The organism is Collinsella sp. AM12-1 (genome assembly GCF_003472325.1).
In the GTDB taxonomy this organism is placed as follows: domain Bacteria; phylum Actinomycetota; class Coriobacteriia; order Coriobacteriales; family Coriobacteriaceae; genus Collinsella.
In genome coordinates this window covers 198,438-213,565 of the sequence record NZ_QRLS01000002.1, presented here as the reverse complement: position 1 = coordinate 213,565, position 15,128 = coordinate 198,438, and the positions used below count along the sequence as shown (strand labels likewise).

General features: G+C 59.9%; 12 protein-coding genes. All 12 read left to right on the top strand.

What is annotated here, in order from left to right:
• The first annotated feature begins 137 nt into the window (after positions 1-137).
• The 12 genes from argF (at position 138) to mraY (ending at position 15,125) form a co-directional block, all read left to right on the top strand.
• Entirely contained in the window at positions 138-1,133 is a 996-nt protein-coding gene (argF, locus tag DW136_RS02355; RefSeq protein ID WP_117584234.1) for an ornithine carbamoyltransferase, read from the top strand.
• A 138-nt stretch (positions 1,134-1,271) separates the two neighbouring features.
• Positions 1,272-2,759: a YfcC family protein gene (locus tag DW136_RS02350; RefSeq protein ID WP_369831814.1), complete on the top strand. Its 1,488-nt coding sequence runs from the start codon at positions 1,272-1,274 to the stop codon at positions 2,757-2,759.
• 603 nt (positions 2,760-3,362) lie between these two features.
• Entirely contained in the window at positions 3,363-4,844 is a 1,482-nt protein-coding gene (locus tag DW136_RS02345; RefSeq protein ID WP_006234276.1) for a DUF1846 domain-containing protein, read from the top strand.
• A 256-nt stretch (positions 4,845-5,100) separates the two neighbouring features.
• Complete coding sequence (locus DW136_RS02340; RefSeq protein ID WP_040358312.1) at positions 5,101-5,439, top strand: hypothetical protein; 339 nt, start codon at positions 5,101-5,103, stop codon at positions 5,437-5,439.
• A gap of 178 nt (positions 5,440-5,617) precedes the next feature.
• Positions 5,618-7,279, top strand: coding sequence for a CTP synthase (locus DW136_RS02335; RefSeq protein ID WP_006234274.1), 1,662 nt, complete (start codon positions 5,618-5,620; stop codon positions 7,277-7,279).
• Positions 7,280-7,281: 2 nt separating this feature from the next.
• Positions 7,282-8,223: a site-specific tyrosine recombinase XerD gene (gene xerD, locus DW136_RS02330; protein ID WP_199410729.1), complete on the top strand. Its 942-nt coding sequence runs from the start codon at positions 7,282-7,284 to the stop codon at positions 8,221-8,223.
• A 462-nt stretch (positions 8,224-8,685) separates the two neighbouring features.
• The gene (locus tag DW136_RS02325; protein ID WP_035137949.1) at positions 8,686-9,120 is read left to right on the top strand and encodes a division/cell wall cluster transcriptional repressor MraZ; all 435 of its coding nucleotides are present in this window, start codon (positions 8,686-8,688) and stop codon (positions 9,118-9,120) included.
• 20 nt (positions 9,121-9,140) lie between these two features.
• Complete coding sequence (gene rsmH, locus DW136_RS02320; protein WP_006234266.1) at positions 9,141-10,106, top strand: 16S rRNA (cytosine(1402)-N(4))-methyltransferase RsmH; 966 nt, start codon at positions 9,141-9,143, stop codon at positions 10,104-10,106.
• 90 nt (positions 10,107-10,196) lie between these two features.
• Positions 10,197-10,667, top strand: coding sequence for a hypothetical protein (locus DW136_RS02315; RefSeq protein WP_117584230.1), 471 nt, complete (start codon positions 10,197-10,199; stop codon positions 10,665-10,667).
• Positions 10,668-10,849: 182 nt separating this feature from the next.
• Positions 10,850-12,550 carry a peptidoglycan D,D-transpeptidase FtsI family protein gene (locus tag DW136_RS02310; protein WP_369831529.1) on the top strand — a complete coding sequence of 567 codons (1,701 nt, stop codon included), beginning with the start codon at positions 10,850-10,852 and terminating at the stop codon, positions 12,548-12,550.
• Positions 12,551-12,677: 127 nt separating this feature from the next.
• Positions 12,678-14,102, top strand: coding sequence for a UDP-N-acetylmuramoyl-tripeptide--D-alanyl-D-alanine ligase (gene murF, locus DW136_RS02305; RefSeq protein WP_117637515.1), 1,425 nt, complete (start codon positions 12,678-12,680; stop codon positions 14,100-14,102).
• Between the two features lie 3 nt (positions 14,103-14,105).
• Positions 14,106-15,125 carry a phospho-N-acetylmuramoyl-pentapeptide-transferase gene (gene mraY / locus DW136_RS02300; protein WP_118288981.1) on the top strand — a complete coding sequence of 340 codons (1,020 nt, stop codon included), beginning with the start codon at positions 14,106-14,108 and terminating at the stop codon, positions 15,123-15,125.
• The last annotated feature ends 3 nt before the right edge of the window (positions 15,126-15,128 follow it).

The window sequence follows — 15,128 nt, the reverse complement described above, 5'->3', positions numbered from 1 at the left end:
GCATGAGCATGCCCTTCTGGCGCGAGGACCTCTAAGGTTTTAACGGTTCCGGTGCGGTCCCCCTACAACCGCACCGGTTTCGCCCGTCAAACGGGCACCACTTTTTAGTAATTCACTTTTTCGAAAGGAAACGAACCATGGGTGTTAACCTCTCCGGCCGTAGCTTCCTCAAGCTCCTCGACCTCACCACCGAGGAGATTGAGTACCTGCTCAAGCTCTCCAAGAACTTCAAGGACATGAAGCGTGCTGGCGTTCCGCACCGCTATCTCGAGGGCAAGAACATCGTCCTGCTCTTCCAGAAGACCTCCACTCGTACCCGCTGCGCCTTCGAGGTCGGCGGCATGGACCTGGGCATGGGCGTTACCTACCTCGATCCCGGTTCGTCCCAGATGGGCAAGAAGGAGTCCATCGAGGACACCGCTCGCGTTCTCGGCCGCATGTATGACGGCATCGAGTTCCGCGGCTTTGCCCAGGACGACGTCGAGGAGCTCGCCGCTAAGTCCGGCGTGCCCGTGTGGAACGGCCTGACCACTGAGTGGCACCCCACCCAGATGCTCGCCGACATCCTGACCGTCCAGGAGAACTTCAACTACGACATCAAGGGCAAGACCCTCGTCTTCATGGGCGACTGCAAGAACAACGTCGCTCGCTCCCTCATGGTTGTCTGCTCCAAGCTCGGCATGAACTTCGTGGCCTGCGGCCCCGAGGAGTGCATGCCCGCTGACGACGTCATCGAGGCCTGCAAGCCCATCGCCGAGGCCAACGGCTGCACCATCAAGCTGACCACCGACGTCAAGGACGGCGTCACCGGTGCCGACGTTCTCTACACCGACGTGTGGGTCTCCATGGGCGAGCCCGACGAGGTCTGGGCCGAGCGCATCGCTCAGCTCACCCCGTATCGCGTTACCTCCGAGGTCATGGCTATGGCCAACCCGGGTGCCATCTTCCTGCACTGCCTGCCCAGCTTCCACGACACCAACACCACGATTGGCGCCGAGAAGTGCGAGCAGTTCGGCATCACCGAGCAGGAGGTCACCGACGAGGTCTTCGAGAGCCCCGCTTCCAAGGTCTTCGACGAGGCCGAGAACCGCATGCACACCATCAAGGCTGTCATGTACGCTACGCTCAAGTAAGAGCATCTAGCATCTCGCTCGGGGTGCATTGCTGCGCACCCCGAGCACTTTTGTCTGGTAAAAATCTCGCACCGAACGACATGCACGGCACGGAAGAGCCGCTTCGGGCGAGATCAGTAAATGATTTATGAAGGGGGGATGAGAACTATGACTGAGACCGCTAAGAAAAAGCGCGGTATGCCTTCATCGTTCACCATTCTTCTTGCTCTGCTGGCAATCGTCGCGGTTGTTACCGTTATCGTCTCCGGTACGTCCGGTGGCGCGGTTACCGCTGCCCGCTTGAGCGATTTCTGCACCGCCCCGGTCAAGGGCTTCGCTGACGCTCTGCCCGTCTGCCTCTTCGTTATGATCCTCGGCGGCTTCCTCGGCATGATGACCGAGACCGGCGCCCTGGACAACGGCATTGCCGTTCTGGTGCAGAAGCTTAAGGGCAATGAGATCATGCTCATTCCCGTGCTGATGCTCATCTTCTCCCTCGGTGGTACCACCTATGGTATGTGCGAGGAGACCGTTCCCTTCTACGCCCTGCTCGCCGCTACCATGATGGCTGCTGGCTTCGACCCCATGGTCGGCGCTGCAACCGTCCTGCTCGGCGCTGGCTGCGGCTGCCTCGGCTCCACGGTTAACCCGTTTGCCGTCGGCGCTGCCGTCGACGCTCTGACCGGCGTTGGCATTGAGGTCAACCAGTCCATCATCATCGGCCTCGGTGCCGTCCTGTGGATTGTTACCACCGCCATGTCCATCTTCTTCGTCATGAGCTATGCCAAGAAGGTCAAGGCTGACAAGGGTTCCACCATCCTTTCGATGCAGGAGCTCAAGGACGCCGAAGAGGCTCACGGCAAGGCTGCTTCCGAGGTTCACAAGGAGGTCAAGCTCACCGGTCGTCAGAAGGGTGTTCTGATCGCCTTTGCCTTCACCTTCGTCGTCATGATCGTCGGCTTCATCCCGCTGGCCGACCTTAACGAGGGCGTCGCCAACTTCTTCGATGCTGGCGCTGTCTATGACGCCGACGGTAACGCCATCGTTCAGGGCTGGTCTGCTCTGATCACCGGCCTGCCCATTGGTCAGTGGTACTTCGACGAGGCTTCCACCTGGTTCTTCCTCATGGCTGTCCTGATCGGTATCATCGGCGGCCTGTCCGAGAAGCAGATCGTCAACACCTTCATCACCGGCGCTGCCGACATGATGTCCGTTGTCCTCGTCATCGCCCTCGCCCGTGGTATCTCCGTCCTCATGGCTAGCACCGGCCTCGACGTCTACGTCCTCGACGCTGCCGCCAATGCTCTGGCTGGCCTGTCCGGCGTGATCTTCGCTCCCATGAGCTTCCTGGTCTACTTCGGCCTGTCCTTCCTGATCCCCTCGACCTCCGGTATGGCTACTGTCTCCATGCCCATCATGGGACCGCTGGCTGTTAAGCTCGGCTTCTCGCCCGAGGTCATGGTCATGATCTTCTCCGCCGCCATCGGCGTCGTGAACCTGTTCACCCCGACCTCTGGCGCCATCATGGGCGGTCTTGCCCTGGCCAAGATCGAGTGGACGACCTGGCTCAAGTTTGCTCTTAAGCTCATCGTCGCTCTCTCCGTCGTCTGCGCCATCATCCTGACCGTCGCTTGCGTGATGCTCTAAGTACCCCTTGGGTACCCCACGGAAACCATGACGATCCTATAACGGATCACCTGGTCATCGTCTGTCCGGTGGGGTAACCCCACCGGTAGACTCCTACCTTTGGCCCCCTCCCGTTCCGTGCGCGGGAGGGGGCGCTCTTGTGTTCCGGCGTTTTACCAAACGCCGGAACCACTCGACGCTGCAAGCCCGCCAGAGCGGCAATCTGACGTTCAATCGTCGGGCATGGCCAAAAGGCCTATGCCCTCCTCTTTCACGTCACCTTGCTCGCTCTGGCGGGCTTTCGCTGACTTATGCTCAACCTGCGGCGCTGCCATTGTTGGCGCAGGGGGCGGCTTGCTCGCTCTGGCGCCTGTTCGCTGTCCGTTCTCTGCCCGCGACGTTTCTGCTGTTGGTGCAAAGGGGTCAGGTTACTTTGCGCCAAAAGGGGAAGTTGCGGTGGAATAGTTCCCGTTTGGTCGTCTTGAGGGGTTAAACGGGAACTATTTCACCGCAACTTATCGATGGCGTGTTTGGTTGGTGCCAGTTGATTGCTTGGGCGCTGGGGAGGGTCTGCTCCGTTATAATCGCCTAGAACAATAAATGGAAACGGGACGGGAGCCATACATGCGCCAGGGTTTCGACAATGCGAAGTATATCGAGCTGCAGGCTGCTCACATTAAGGAGCGCATCTCGCAGTTTGGTGGCAAGCTCTATTTGGAGTTTGGCGGTAAGCTGTTCGATGACTATCATGCCAGCCGCGTGCTACCGGGTTTTGAGCCGGACAGCAAGTTCCGCATGCTCAAAAGCATCGCCGACGATGTCGAGGTTATCATCGCGATCAACGCGAACCACATCGAGAAAAACAAGGCTCGTGGTGACCTTGGCATTACCTATGACGAGGATGTGCTGCGCCTGGTTGACCTGTTCCGCGGCAACGGCTTTGCCGTCGCGGCTGTGGTTATCACCCAGTACGCCGGCCAGCCTGCTGCCGATGTGTTCCGCAACCGCTTGAACGCGCTCGGTATTCCCGCCAAGCTGCACTATCCCATCGAGGGGTATCCGCACGATGTCGATCTGATCGTGTCCGACGATGGCTACGGCAAGAACGAGTTTGTCGAGACCACGCGTCCGCTCGTTGTCGTGACGGCACCCGGCCCCGGCTCGGGCAAGCTCGCCACTTGCCTCTCGCAGCTGTATCACGAGCATAAGCACGGTACCGCCGCCGGCTATGCCAAGTTTGAGACCTTCCCGGTCTGGAATCTTCCTCTGACGCATCCGGTCAATATTGCCTACGAGGCCGCCACGGCTGACCTCGACGACGCCAATATCATCGATTCGTTCCACCTTGAGGCCTACAACAAGACCACGGTCAACTACAACCGCGACGTCGAGGCCTTCCCGGTAGTCCGTGCCCTGATGGAAAAGATCCTGGGCAAGAGCCCCTACCAGAGCCCTACGGACATGGGCGTCAATATGGTCGGCTTTGCCATCACCGATGACGATGCCTGCCGCGACGCTTCCAAGATGGAGATCGTCCGCCGCTACTTTACCGCGGTCGAAAATGTGCGCCGTACCGGCGTGGGCGATGAGCAAGTCGACCGTCTCAAGATTATTATGAAGAAAGCCGGCATCGATAAGAACTACTCACCGGCGCGCTCGGCGGCCCTCACCAGGGAGCAGCTGACGGGTGGTCCCGTGGGTGCCATGGTCATGCCCGATGGCTCCGTGGTGACCGGTAAGACCTCCACGCGCCTGGGCGCCGCAAGTTCGCTCATTATGAACGCCCTCAAGCATGTCTCGGGCGTCGACCTTGAGCTCGAGGTCATTAGCGATGAGGCGATCGAGCCCATCAGCAAGCTCAAGACGCATTTCCTGGGCAGCAAAAACCCGCGCCTCCACACCGACGAGACGCTTATGGCGCTGTCGATCACCTCGGCCACGAGTGAGACGGCCGCTCGCGTCCTTTCGGGCCTGGAGCAGCTGCGCGGTTGCGATGCCTTCTTTAGCGTGATTATCTCGCCGACGGACGAGACGGTACTGCGCAAGTTGGGCATCAACGTGTGCTGCGAGCCCAAGTTTGAGCGCCGCGGTTTCTTCCATCGCTAAGTTTGAAGCACCGCGGTAATTGCATTGCATTTTGGCCGTATCGGGTTAGCGCCCGGTACGGCTTTTTGATCAATAAAGCGTCTATTTCGGCGAAAAATAGCTGTTTACCTGCCTAGAAACAATTTGAGCGGTATACAATAACCGTAACTGTTTCATCCTTAGCGGGATGCCGCATGATGGATATTACCTGCCATCGTGAGGTGTGTCGGTCGCGCACGTCGCGTTAGATGCTCGTGCTCGGTTTGAGGAGGCTGCTATGGCGGGCAAGGGTCGTGCGAGTGTCAACGATATGAAGCGTGTCGAGGTGCTGGTGTTGATGGAGATCGACCAGCAAACCGAAGACAATGGCGGGCCGTATGGTTTCTCGCGCAAAACGCTTGCCGAGCGCGTGGGGGTTTCGCCGTATCGTGCCCGCGCCGCAATCGATCGCTTGGATTCCGAAGGTATGATTGATGTCGTCTCGCGTTATAGCGACGACGGCGGTCAGCTTGCAAATGGCATTTGCCTCACCGAACGTGGTGAGTGGTATCTTGAAGGCGTCCGTACCGGCATGCTCGTTCAAGAAATGCTTGAGGACGAGGTTGCTGATCGATAGCAGCATGTAACCCTTGCCATAGCGACGCCGCCTGGGAAACCGGGCGGCGTTTTGTTTCAAGATTGAGAAATGCAATCGCACGCGAGAATAATTGCGGACGGTCCGCGGCGCGAGTATTACAATGAAGACCCGTAAGATGTGGATAAACAACTTCTACGGGAAGCGCAGGTAACTCAATATGACCAAGCATGTGTTCGTAACCGGTGGCGTGGTTTCGTCCCTGGGCAAGGGTATCACCGCGGCCTCGCTGGGCCGTCTGCTCAAGTCGCGTGGCTACAAAGTAACGATGCAGAAGGCCGACCCGTATCTGAACGTCGACCCCGGTACCATGAGCCCGTTCCAGCATGGTGAGGTCTTTGTAACCGAGGATGGTTACGAGTCCGACCTGGACCTGGGTCATTACGAGCGCTTTATTGATGAGAACCTGACCCGCGATTCCAACTTTACGACCGGTGCCATCTACAAAAGCCTAATCGCCCGCGAGCGTCGCGGCGACTTTTTGGGCGGTACCGTGCAGGTGATTCCTCACGTCACCAATGCCATTAAGGATAAGTTCCGCCGCATCGAAGAGCAGACCGGCTCCGATGTAGTCATCACCGAGCTGGGCGGCACGATCGGCGACATCGAGTCCCAACCGTTTGTGGAGGCCATCCGTCAGTACCGCAAGGAGGCCGGCCCCGAGAACGTCTGCTACATCCACGTGTCGCTCGTTCCCTATATTGCCGCCGCCCACGAGGTCAAGACCAAGCCCACGCAGCATTCCGTCAAGGAGCTCCGCAGCTTTGGCATCCAGCCCGATATTATCGTGCTGCGCTCCGACCACCATATCGATGACGCTATCCGCGGAAAGATCGCAAGCTTCTGCGACGTCGACACCGATTGCGTCTTTACCAATGAGGACTGCGCGAGCATCTACGACGTGCCGCAGCTGCTTGCCGAGCAGGACTTTGACCTGCGTATTTGCGAGCGCCTGGGCCTGGACCCGCGTGAGCGCGACATGAGCGAGTGGAATGAGTTCCTGCGTAAGCAGAACCATGCCAATCATCACGCCGATAAGGTTAAGATTGCCGTCGTGGGTAAGTACACGCAGCTGCCCGATGCGTACCTGTCGGTTATCGAGGCCCTGCACCATGCGGGCGTCTTCTACGATCGCCATGTGGACGTCCAGCTGGTCGACGGCGAGAGCCTCGACGAGCAGAATGTCTCCGAGGTTCTGGGCGACGCCTCGGGCATCCTGGTCCCCGGCGGCTTTGGCAAGCGCGCCCTGGAGGGCAAGATCCTCGCGGCCGAGTTTGCCCGTGAGCACAAGATACCGTATCTGGGCATTTGCCTGGGTATGCAGGTCGCCGTGTGCGAGTTCGCCCGCAATGTCGTTGGCCTTGCCGGTGCCAGCTCCTCCGAGTTTGATCCGGACGGTCCGTATAGCGTCATCGATCTGATGAGCTCGCAGGAGGACGTGACCGAGAAGGGCGGCACCATGCGCCTGGGCGCCTATCCGTGCAAGCTCGCCGCCGATACCCTTGCTCGCGAGGCATATGGCGAGGAACTCGTCTACGAGCGTCACCGTCACCGCTTTGAGTTCAACAACGCTTTCCGTGACCAGCTCGAGGACGCCGGTTTGGTTATCTCGGGTCTGTCGCCCGACGAGCGCCTGGTCGAGATGGTCGAGCTGCCGCGCGACGTTCATCCGTGGTATGTGGCAACCCAGGCTCATCCCGAGTTCAAGAGCCGCCCGACCAACCCACAGCCGCTGTTCCGCGAGTTCGTGCGCGCTTCGATTGGCCAGCACGAGGGTGTCGACCGTCTGCAGGTGACGCCCATGAACCTCGCTACGGACTAAGGGTGCCGGCGAATAAGGAACATACCGAAGCTACTCCCTCGTCGCTCGCCGTGGCGGCGGGGGAGTATCTCGATTACCTCGCGGTCGAGCGGGGCTTGGCGCGCAACACGATTGCGGCCTATCGTCGTGACCTGACGACGTACTGCGCCTATCTGGAGCGGGCGGGTATTGTGTCTGTTGAAGAGGTGACCCGTCAGATCGTGGAGGGCTTTGTCGCCGACCGTCGCGATGGGGGCTATTCCGACGCCTCGGTGGAGCGCGCGCTTGCTGCCGTGAAGGGCTTGCATGCCTTTTTGGTGCGCGATGGGGCCGTGGCCCAAAACCCGACGGCGGCGTTGCGCCTGCCTAAAAAGGCTGAGCGTTTGCCGGAGTATCTATCGGTGGAGGATGTCTCGGCACTGCTCGATCAAGACTTTCCCGAGGGCGAGATGGGACTGCGCGACCATGCCATCTTGGAAGTGCTCTACGGATGCGGTTTGCGTGTGAGTGAGCTGGTTGGGCTCGATGTGGGCGATATCCATATTGACGATGGCTTTGTACTCGTTCGCGGTAAGGGCTCAAAGGAACGCCTGTCCCCACTGGTGGGAAGCGCGGCGCGAGCTCTGACGCTCTATGTAACTGAGGGACGTTCTCGCTTGGCGGCTCATGCCCGCGGAACCGAGACCTCGGCGGTCTTTTTAAATAAGAACGGACGTCGCCTGTCGCGCCAGGCCGTGCATGCGATATGCGAGCGGTATGGGCGTCAGGTGGGGCTGGTGGGGCTCCATCCCCATACCTTGCGCCACTCCTTTGCCACCCACATGCTCGCGGGCGGTGCCGACCTGCGTGTGCTGCAGGAGATTTTGGGCCATGCCGATATTTCGACCACGCAGGTCTACACGCATGTCGACCGAACGCAACTGACCGAGGTCTATCTGGCGGCGCATCCGCTAGCACATCGCTAGCACCTCGCTGACCTGCATATTTATAAATACTAAAGGGGCCGGGCCCCAGATTGCTGAGACGCACTTTTGCGCGCATGGGCAATCTGGGGCTCGTCCCATTTTTCGCTAGACACCGACGCGGCGGTGGGCCGTGTGTACCGTGGGTGGGGGAGTTTGGGGGCGATGTGAACAGCGTGTAAAGGGACGTAAAAATCGCCTCAAGGTCAACTTGAAGGTTGAGGTTCGCGGGCGTGGTTCTACAGGTGGCATCCCGCCTTTGCTGCAAACACAACATATTGTGTTTTCGAACATATGCTCGGGGGTGTTTTACAACATATTGGGGGTGGAATGGTGGGGAGGGGTGGGGGAAGGGGTGGGGAAAGGTGTTGAAAAATGGGGCGGTTCCCCATATTATTGATGACGTCGACAGGCGGGGTGGTTCCCCGCGTACGTGCCATCTGAGTAACCGAGGGGAGGGCGCACATGGGAATGACTGGTGCATACGAGCGCAATCTCGATGCAAAAGGTCGTCTGTCCCTGCCTGCACCCCTTCGCGAGGAGCTTGGAGAGCACGTTCGCGTGTTCAAAGCCCTGGATGTCGATGCTCTGTACGTGTTCTCTGCCGAGGCCTTCGATAAGTGGGTCGAAGGACTCTTCGCGGGTCGTGAGGGCCACGAGGGTTTTAACCCGCGTGACATTAACGACCAGAAGCTCATGAGGGCGATCAACAAGCGCACCACGTCGATGGACGTGGACAGCGCCGGTCGTATCGGTCTTTCCGAGTCTCTCCGCAAGCAGGCGAACCTCGACCGCGAGGTCACGGTTGTGGGCAACTACGACCACCTTGAGGTTTGGGACCGCGCTACGGCCGATGAGGACGATGACGATGAGGCCCTGCTGGACCTCTTCTTCTCGTAAGGGCAAGGCACGGGTAACGGATGGAGCGTGGGATCTTGACACAAGAATATCGGCATGAACCTGTCATGCTCGGCGAAGTACTTGAATCGCTGCGGCTAAAGAGCGGCTCCGTTGTCTGCGATTGCACCCTTGGCGGTGCCGGCCATTCGGTAAAGATGGCCGCGCAGGTGGGGGAGACGGGCCTTTTGCTCGGCGTCGATCAGGACGACATGGCCCTCGAGGCCGCTGGCGCCCGTCTGGACCGCGAGGTTCCCGGCGTTCCGCACCAGCTGCTGAAGGGCAACTTCGGCGACTTGGACGAGCTGCTTTGCTCGGCCGAGGTGCCCGGGGTCGATGGCTTCCTGTTCGATTTGGGCGTTTCGTCACCGCAACTCGATATCCCTGGCAGGGGCTTTTCGTATAACGAGGACGCCCCATTGGACATGCGGATGGATCCGGGTAATAACACCTTAAACGCAGCTGAGGTCATCAACACCTATAACGAACACGACCTCGCCCGGATTCTACGCGTCTACGGCGAAGAGAAGTTCGCCTCGCAGATCGCGCGCGAGATCGTGCGCCGCCGCGAGCAAGAACCGATCGAAACCACCGGGCAATTTGTCGAGATCATCAAGGCGGGTATCCCGGCTGCCGCTCGTCGGCATGGCGGACACCCGGCCAAGAAAAGTTTCCAGGCCATTCGCATCGAGGTCAATCACGAGCTCGATGTGCTCGAGCGAGGGCTTGATGCCGCCACCAGGTGGCTCAACCCGGGCGGACGTATCTGCGTCATCTCGTATCACTCGCTTGAGGATCGTATCGTAAAGAATCACTTTAAGGAGATGAGCCAGGGGTGCACGTGTCCGCCGGAGATTCCGGTGTGCGTGTGCGGCAACGTGCCGATACTCAAGGTCATCACCCGCAAACCCCTGGTTGCCCAGCCTGATGAGGTTGAGCGCAACCCTCGGGCGAGATCAGCCAAAATCCGCGTGGCGCAGCGTCTGTAGGCGCGACCGCGCGATATTGGACCTCCCGCTCGCACCATAAACGAAGCTTAAACACACTACCAACGTACTCGGGATGGGAGGCGGCATATCATGGGCTACAACACTTCAAACGCAGCACTCGCCTATGATATGAACGCCATGCCCGCCTATCGTGAGACGCCGCAGGCCCCCGTTGCTCCCCGTGAGCAGCGCACGCCGCGCTTTGATGTCTACACGGGCGCGGGCCGTCAGGCAAACCAGGCGGTAAGCCCGGTTTTCATGAGCGTTCTTAAAACGTTTTGCATCATTGCGGCTATCTTCATGACGATCGGCGTCGCCCGCGTGGCGCTCGCCGGCGTTACGGCCCAGGTGCTCAACAGCAACGCCGAGCTTACCAACACGCTCGAAAAGGCGACCGATGAGAGCTCCGACCTGGAGGTCATGCATTCGGTCTATGGCGCCGACACGCGCATTCGCGACCTTGCGGGCGCTTATGGCATGGTGGAGCCCAGCGAGAGCGTTACACTTGACTTTTCGCAGGATGCAGCCGCGGGCGCCAACGCGACCGCGACCGCTCAGTAGCAAGACGGTAGCTGAGTATGACAAATGACTATCGCCGCGGTTCCGATGGGGGCCGCGGTTCTGGACGTCCCTCGTCGCGGGGACGTTCTGGTTATCAAGGAACGGGTCGGCAATCTTACAACGCCGGGCGGTCCCGTGGCAACGACCCGGCGTCGCGACTTCGCGGCTCGGGTGGCCCTCAAGTGCATAACACCAGGTCGCGCAAGAGTTCGTCGACCGAATGGCTCACGGGCACGCCGCTGCCTCGCCGCAAAGCCGTCATGGGATTCATCGGGCTTGGCTTGGGCTTGGGCGTCTTTCGCCTTGCCGACTATCAAATTGTCGAAGCCGATAAACTGCGCGAGCGTGCCGATGCGCGTCGCCTGCTTGCGCAGACCCTCTATGCCAAACGTGGCACCATCTACGACCGCAACGGTAACGTGCTGGCGTCGTCGGTCGAATGTCGCAACATCGCCGTGAACCCGCAGCTTGTCGAGGACGTTGACAAGACGGTGTCGGCGCTGGTCAAGGCAACTGGAATCGATAAAAAGACCTGCCGCAAGCTCGTCGAGTCCGATGGAACCTGGGTGTATATCAAGCGCCAGGTGGACGAAGACGATGCTGTGGCGCTGGAGAAGAAGAACCTGCCCGGCGTGCTTTTTGAGCAGGCCATGAAGCGCGTATATCCATACGGCAATCTGGCATCGCAGGTGCTGGGTGTAGTGAATGTAGACAACGACGGCTTGACTGGTCTCGAAAAGCAATACAACAAGCTTCTGACCGGCACGAACGGTTCTCTCGTACGCGAGCGCGCGAGGGACGGCAGCTATATCGCGGGCGGTGCCTATAAAAAGGTGGCTGCGGTCGACGGCGTTGATATCGTGACGACGCTCGACGTCAATATCCAGCGTGCGGCCGAGGATGCCCTGGCAGAGGCAGTTGAGAAGACTAAGGCCAAGAACGGCTCGGCGCTGGTCACCGATCCTACGACAGGAGAGATCTTGGCAGCCTGCTCGTATCCGACCTACGACCAGACCGATTTGGAAAACGCCAAGACCGAGGATATGAACCTGCGCCTGGTTACCGACGCCTACGAGCCCGGCTCGGTCTTTAAGACACTCGTGGCGGGCGCCGGCTTCGACTTGGGCGTCGTGCGATCGAGTACGTCGTTTGAGGTGCCGGCGAGCATCAAGGTGGGCGACGATACCGTCACCGATGCCGACAAGCGCGACTATGCCATGACCATGGATGTGCGCGAGATGATGCGCCGTTCGTCCAACGTGGGCTTTGTCCTGGTGGGGCGCAAGATCGGTGCCGACGACTTTGCCGCCTATGTGGACAAGTGGGGCATCGGTCACAGCTCTGGTGTAGATTTTCCGGGCGAGAGCCTGGGCATCGTCAAGGAGCGTGACCAGTATGACGGCGCCACGCTGGGCTCGATGAGCTTTGGACAGGCGCTGTCTGTCTCGCCGATTGAGATCGCACGTGCCGTGGGCGGCATCGCCAACGGCGGCGTGATGATGACCCCGCACTTCTATAAGTCCAGCAAAGGCGACGAGAAGGACTGGGGCGAAGGCGAGCGTGCGATTTCTGAGGATGCAGCATCCCAGGTGACATCGTGCATGCAGACGGTCGTGTCGGAGGGAACGGGCGTTGGCGGCGCGGTTGACGGCTATGACGTGGCGGGCAAGACCGGCACGGCCGAACGTGCCGACGAGAACGGCGGCTACCTCAAGGAGAACTACATGTCGTCCTTTATGGGCTTTGCGCCGGCACAATCACCCAAGGTGCTGTGCTATATCACGCTCGACGGAACGCCGAGCGGCTCAGATGCCGCTGCGGTGCCGTTCCAGTCCATTATGGCCAACGCGCTCGACGTGCTGGGCATCCCGCGCACGAAGTAGGGGGTTACAATCTTTGGGGCGTGGTTTGTTGTCCCATATGAGGGGTGTTCACATGCCCTGCACCACGCATGCGCGGCGCTGGGATACAATACGCCGATAGCATTATTAGGTTTACAGGGGAGCTGCAATGATAGAGATCGCCGTCAACAACCTCGCGGCCGCAACAGGGGCCCGAACCGTGACGGGAGAAGTCGATCGGGTATGCCGCGGGTGCGTTATCGACTCGCGCCAGGTCGAGGAAGGGACGATTTTCGTCGCCTTTCCCGGTGAAAACGTCGACGGCAATGATTTTGCTTCCCGAGCCGTCCAGTCGGGTGCCGGCGCCGTCGTGATGACGCGTGAGCCCGATGCCGAGTTGGTCTCGCTGGCGCAGGACAAGGGATGCGCCATCCTGCTGACCGATGATCCCGAGGAGTTTCTGCTTCGTTTGGCGCACGCGTACCGCCTGGAGCTTGGCTGCCTGGTCGTTGGCATTACCGGTTCCATCGGCAAGACGACGACCAAGGACGTGCTCGCCGCTGTACTCGCCAAGCGCTATCGTGTCTGGGCCACCAAGGGCAATTTCAATAACCTGATCGGCATGCCGCTCACGGTGCTTTCCGCCCCGGCCGGTACCGAGGTCCTGGTGCTCGAGATGGGCATGAACCATTTCCACGAGATCGAGCGCCTGTCCCAGTCCGCCAATCCCAACCTTGCCATCGTGAGTAAGATCGGCACCTCTCACATCGGCATTTTGGGCAGCCGCGAGAACATCGCCCGCGCTAAGGCCGAGATTGTCCAGGGTATGTGCGCCGCCGGCGACTTCTTGCCGCTGCTGGTTTTGGGCGGTGAGGACGACTTTACGCCGTTCATTCGCGATACGTTCGCCCGGCCTGCTGGTATCGATGTGATGCTGGCCGGCGTCTCGGACGATGATGAGGTCCGCGCCCGCGAAGTTCGTGTTGATGACGAGGGCCGTCCGGTCTTTACGCTCGATTTTGGTCAGGGCGAGACAATCGATACCATGCTTGCTATCCCCGGCGTGCAGTCCGTTCCAAATGCCGTTAAGGCCGCCGCGGTTGCCTATCGCCTGGGCGTGACGCCCGAGCAGATCGATGCTGCCTTTAGGGGCCTCACAATCACCGGTCACCGCCAGGAGATCAAGCGCGCCAAGAGCGGTGCACGCATCATCGATGACTCCTATAACGCCAGCGCCGAATCGATGGCAGCCGGTCTCGATCTGCTGTGCTCGCTTTCGTGCGCGGGGTCTCGCATGGCGATCCTGGGCGAGATGGGCGAGATGGGCGATGAGGCTCCTCGCATGCATGAGCTCGTGGGCGCCTATGCCGCCGCCAAGAAGCTCGACATGCTGGCGTGCGTGGGTGGTGAGCTGGCCCAGCTTATGGCCGATGCCGCGCGCATGATGGGCATGGACGAGGACCGCATCCAGGTGTTCTCCGATTATCAGCAGGTGCTCGACCGCATGGGCGGCGCGCTTGAAAAACATGATGTTGTACTGGTCAAGGGTTCCCGCTTTGTTGAGCTCGACCGCTTTGTGGAAGGTGTGTGCTAGCCCATGTTCGGCAATCCCTCGTATCCAACGTATCAGGCTTTTTTGGGGCTTGGCATCGCCGCTGCCATTGCGCTGCTGCTTATGCCGTGGTGGATCAAGCTGCTCAAGGTCGAGGGTATCGGCCAGCAGGTTCGTGCCGACGGCCCCAAGCGTCATTTGGTTAAGCAGGGAACGCCCACCATGGGTGGTGTTGTCATCCTCGTCGCGATCTCGCTGACCTGCCTGCTGATGGGCAAGCTCACCACCGAGCTCGTGCTCGTGCTGCTCGCCACGCTGGCGACCGGCGTGCTGGGCCTGATCGACGACCTGACCTCCGTTACGCATGGGCGCTCGCTCGGTCTGACGCCCCATGCCAAGATGATCGGCCTCACCATTATCTGTGTCACCTTTACGGTACTTGCCGTCAACTGGTGCGGCGTCGCCCCCGAGATTCGTTTTCCCGGCGGCCTGATGATCGACCTTGGCGTGTTTTCGACTACCATCTGCGGCTATTCGTTCCCGTGGCTCTACATTGTCTTTTGCTGGCTGATGATCGCCGGTCTTTCTAATGCCGTGAACCTGACCGATGGCCTTGACGGTCTTGCTGGCGGCACCTCCATGATCGCCATGCTCGCCATGGCTGCTATGGCGTTTTTGCACGGAGACGTGAACCTGTCCATCTTCTGCACCGCGTGTGCCGGTGCCTGCTTGGGCTTTCTGTGGTTCAACTGCTATCCGGCGAGCATCTTTATGGGCGATACCGGCTCGCTTGCCCTGGGCGCCGCGTTTGCCTGCACGTCCATCATGACCAACACCGAGGTCGTCTCCCTCATCATCGGCGGCCTGTTTATCGTTGAGACCCTGTCGGTCATGATTCAGGTTGTCTACTTCCACTTTACGCACAAGCGCGTCTTCCTTATGGCGCCCATCCATCATCATTTCGAAAAGAAGGGCTGGGCCGAGACCAAGGTCGTTATCCGTTTTTGGATTATCGCTGCTGCCTTTGGTGCCGTTGGCCTTGCTCTGTTCTTCCAGTTGGGATAGTGG